General features: G+C 58.3%; 5 protein-coding genes. 4 read left to right on the top strand and 1 reads right to left on the bottom strand.

Annotated elements, in window-relative coordinates; translation table 11 throughout:
* Positions 1 to 183, top strand: a 183-nt coding sequence (locus tag NFT33_RS16510) for a hypothetical protein (RefSeq protein ID WP_251676976.1), incomplete at its 5' end; no start/stop codon positions are given.
* Here the strand turns inward: NFT33_RS16510 and NFT33_RS16515 are convergent.
* Positions 173 to 1,069: a LysR family transcriptional regulator gene (locus NFT33_RS16515; RefSeq protein ID WP_251676978.1), complete on the bottom strand. Its 897-nt coding sequence runs from the start codon at positions 1,067 to 1,069 to the stop codon at positions 173 to 175. The two genes, NFT33_RS16510 and NFT33_RS16515, sit on opposite strands and share 11 nt — an antisense overlap.
* 142 nt (positions 1,070 to 1,211) lie before the next feature.
* Between NFT33_RS16515 and NFT33_RS16520 the strand changes: the two genes are divergently transcribed.
* Genes NFT33_RS16520 through thrH form a run of 3 tightly spaced genes read left to right on the top strand, consistent with a single transcriptional unit; the run spans position 1,212 to position 3,260 of the window.
* Positions 1,212 to 2,000 (top strand): 2OG-Fe dioxygenase family protein, encoded by a 789-nt coding sequence (locus NFT33_RS16520; protein WP_251676980.1) that lies wholly within the window; start codon positions 1,212 to 1,214, stop codon positions 1,998 to 2,000.
* Between the two features lie 22 nt (positions 2,001 to 2,022).
* Complete coding sequence (locus NFT33_RS16525; protein WP_251676982.1) at positions 2,023 to 2,634, top strand: LysE family translocator; 612 nt, start codon at positions 2,023 to 2,025, stop codon at positions 2,632 to 2,634.
* An 8-nt stretch (positions 2,635 to 2,642) separates the two neighbouring features.
* Positions 2,643 to 3,260 carry a bifunctional phosphoserine phosphatase/homoserine phosphotransferase ThrH gene (thrH, locus tag NFT33_RS16530; protein ID WP_251676984.1) on the top strand — a complete coding sequence of 206 codons (618 nt, stop codon included), beginning with the start codon at positions 2,643 to 2,645 and terminating at the stop codon, positions 3,258 to 3,260.
* The last annotated feature ends 129 nt before the right edge of the window (positions 3,261 to 3,389 follow it).

Genomic DNA, 3,389 nt, shown 5'->3' on the forward strand with positions numbered 1-3,389 from the left:
GGCCACAGCGTCATCGTCATCGAGCACGACCTCGACGTCATCGCCGAGGCCGACTGGATCGTCGACCTGGGGCCGGACGGCGGTTCAGGCGGCGGCCGCGTGGTGGTGGCCGGCACGCCGGAGGCGGTGGTGAAGAGCAGGAGCCACACGGGAGGGGCGTTGAAGGCGGTGCTCAGGCGGTGACGCGAACCCAGCTCTCGACGCGCTGCCGAGAGCAGCCCATCTCATGCCGCAACCAGTCCAGAAACAGCATGCGGCGCGGATCATCCTGGAACGGGGTTGGCGAGAGCAGAACGTACTCGGAGCCATCCGGCTGGAACCCGAATGGCGCGACCAGGCGGGCATCCTGCAGGTCGTCCGCGACCATGTACGCCGATCCAATCGCCCAACCCAGCCCTGCGCCTGCCGCCTGCAGGCTCAGATAGAAATGCTCGAAATGCTCTGATGCACCCGCATCAGGGCTGCATCCGCCCAGCTCGACCCACCGCTGCCACGCCGTCGGCCTCGTGCGGGCATGCAGCAATTTCGGCTTGCGGGCAGGCAGCAGGCCCGTGGCCACCGCCTGAGCCACTGCAGGCGAGCAAACCGGCCCGGTCAGTTCAGGCGCCACCGGTTCGGCATGGCAGGTCGTGCCCCAGTTGAAGTCGTTGCGCCGCAAGGCGAGATCCACCCGATCGCGCGCAAAGTCCACCGGTCCCCCAGCCGTCAACAGGTGAATCTGGTGCTGCGGAAAGCGTTCACGGAATGCCGGCAGCCTGGGAATCAGCCACCGCATGGCGATGGTCGGTTCACATGACAGCACCAGAGGCAACTCCACCGCAGGCGCCCTCACCTGACGCAGAGCTTCCGCCAGCCGTTCCATGGCCTCGGTACACGCTTCCAGCAGGATCTTCCCCCGAGGGGTCAGGAAGACGGCCCGGTTACGCCGGTCGAAGAGGTCCACCCCCAGCGACTCTTCCAACTGCTTGATCTGGCGGCTGACCGCCCCGTGCGTCACATGCAGCTCGTCTGCCGCGCGCCCGAAGCTCTCGTGGCGGGCGGCTGCCTCGAACACGCGCAGGCTGTTCATCGGCGGGATGCGGCCATCGACAGGTGATTTTTTCTCACTCATACGGGCAAGCATAAATCGTTTTTCAAGCGGCTGACGACCTAGAAGAATGCTCCTGAAACGCGGAATTCACTCACCAATCGGTGAGCAACAGGAGGATCGAATGTCCACAAGCACCGTCACCGCACTCCCCACATCTGATGCAGAGGTGGCTCGCCATGGCAGCGAAAGTCTGATCGAACGATTGTGTCGGTCGTTGGCTCGCAAGGACTTTCTATTCCTGCCAGCAGACCGGACCCGCACCATTCTCAATGAAGTTCAAGACGCCCCTCTGAGAGATTGGGACAGCTTCCAGAAAAGCTGGTTCGACTTGCCGCTTGATCCGTACATGGCTGATGGCGGCCGATATCGCAAGCGGCGCCATGCGACACTCAGTGCGCTGCCATCGAGTCGATGTGCGCATCTACAACCGCATCAGCCGCATTTCCAGAGCTTGAAGTACAACCATCTGAATGGTGGCATCGCACGGCACTATGAACCCATTGCTGCAGAAGTCCTTGCAGGCGCGACCATGCAATCGCTGATCCGCTTGGGCTGCGAGTTGTTCGGCAGATTGGCGCCTTTCTACCCGTGGCACATCGAAGTTCACCAATTTCGCATCGAGGCACAGGAGGGAGGTTCTGGTCTCCCGACACCGCAAGGCGTTCATCAGGATGGCGTGAACTATGTGCTGATGGTCATGGTTCAGCGTCAGAACCTTGTCAACGGCTCCACGGCCATCTATGACAAACACAAAATCAAGGTCGATGAATTCACGCTGCAACAGCCGCTGGATCTGGCCATAGTCAATGATGAGCATGTGTTTCATGGCGTGACGCCCATCGTGCAGTTGAGCACTGACACACCGGCCATTCGTGATGTACTGGTCATCACGTTCCGCAGAAAAACCTGACAACCCGCACGAGAACACAATAATGATCGAACTTGCAGCCGTAGCGACCATCACCATTTTGGCCGTCATCAGCCCAGGCGCAGATTTTGCGATGGTCACACGCAACAGTCTTCTGTATGGGCGGTCGGCCGGGCTGCTGGCTTCGCTGGGAATTGCACTCGGTGTCCAGTTGCATGTGCTGTACACCATGCTAGGCGTCGGTCTTGTTCTTCAGAACTCCCCAGGACTGTTTTCGACCATCAAATTGATTGGAGCCGTCTATCTGGTTTACGTGGGCTACAAGACATTTTTCACCCCTCAGCCCTCGCCCAGCAGCGCAGCACTGATGAAAGAGCTTGATGCAATCGACGCATTGCGCACAGGTTTTTTCACCAACGCCCTCAACCCCAAAACCACCCTTTTTGTGGTCAGTGTCTACACGCAGATCGTTCAACCCGAAACATCGATTGCGGTGCAAGTAGGCTATGGATTATTCATGTCACTGGCGCACTGGTTGTGGTTCAGCCTGGTGACAGTCTTTTTCTCGGAAGAACATTTGCGTTCAAAGATGCTGCAACACCAGATCGTATTGAATCGCATGATCGGCACCATTCTGGCCAGCCTTGGCTTCTGGCTTGCATTTTCACCGAAATGAGATTTCGCATGAAAAATATCGCCTGCATTGATATGGAAGGGGTACTGATCCCCGAACTGTGGCCTCACATCGCAGAAGCCACCGGAATCACAGATCTGGCGATCACGACCAGAGAGGAACCTGATTATGCCCGTCTCGTGAATCGCCGCATTGAACTGCTCAGAAGAAATGGGCTCCGACTGATCGATGTACAAGCATTGACAGAGCGCGTAGACCCTTTGCCAGGGGCACACAATTTCCTGACCGAGTTGCGCAGAAATTTTCATGTCATCTTGGTGTCGGACGCATTCCAGGAGATGATTCTGCCCTTATGGGAAAAACTTGATAAACCTGAACTACGTTGCCATTGGTTTACCTGTGATCGAGCTGGCTACATTTCCAAGGCACACTATTCCCGCAAACAAGGCAAACACGAGGTCATTGACGAATTTGCAGTGAATGGGCATCGAACCCTGGCCGTTGGAGATGCGTTCAACGACTTGACCATGCTTCAGCGGGCATCCATGGGGTTCCTGTTCTGTCCTTCGCCGCAAACATTGCAAGCGGCTGCGGGGATTAGCGTTGCAAGAACTTACCCGGAAATTCTGACCGCCGTTGCTGCTGATCAACGAATGACCGCTTCCTGAACGCGCCGCCCAGTCGAGCCGGACGGGCCGGTGCGGCCAACCGTGGCGCACAAGGCCGCCGGCAAGAAGGCCGGCGAGCGCCCGGCCTGGGTCGGCTGCGCCGGGCTGGACGGCTGGAGCAATGTCGAC

The sequence above is a fragment of the Sphaerotilus sp. FB-3 genome (genome assembly GCF_023706025.1).
GTDB classification, from domain to species: Bacteria; Pseudomonadota; Gammaproteobacteria; order Burkholderiales; family Burkholderiaceae_C; genus Sphaerotilus; species Sphaerotilus sulfidivorans.

What these genes read in the sequence shown, in the direction of transcription:
- NFT33_RS16525 (WP_251676982.1), top strand. Translation starts at nt 2,023, where the DNA reads ATGATCGAACTTGCAGCCGTAGCGACCATCACCATTTTGGCCGTCATC.
- NFT33_RS16520 (WP_251676980.1), top strand. Translation starts at nt 1,212, where the DNA reads ATGTCCACAAGCACCGTCACCGCACTCCCCACATCTGATGCAGAGGTG.
- NFT33_RS16515 (WP_251676978.1), bottom strand. Translation starts at nt 1,069, where the DNA reads ATGAACAGCCTGCGCGTGTTCGAGGCAGCCGCCCGCCACGAGAGCTTC.
- thrH (WP_251676984.1), top strand. Translation starts at nt 2,643, where the DNA reads ATGAAAAATATCGCCTGCATTGATATGGAAGGGGTACTGATCCCCGAA.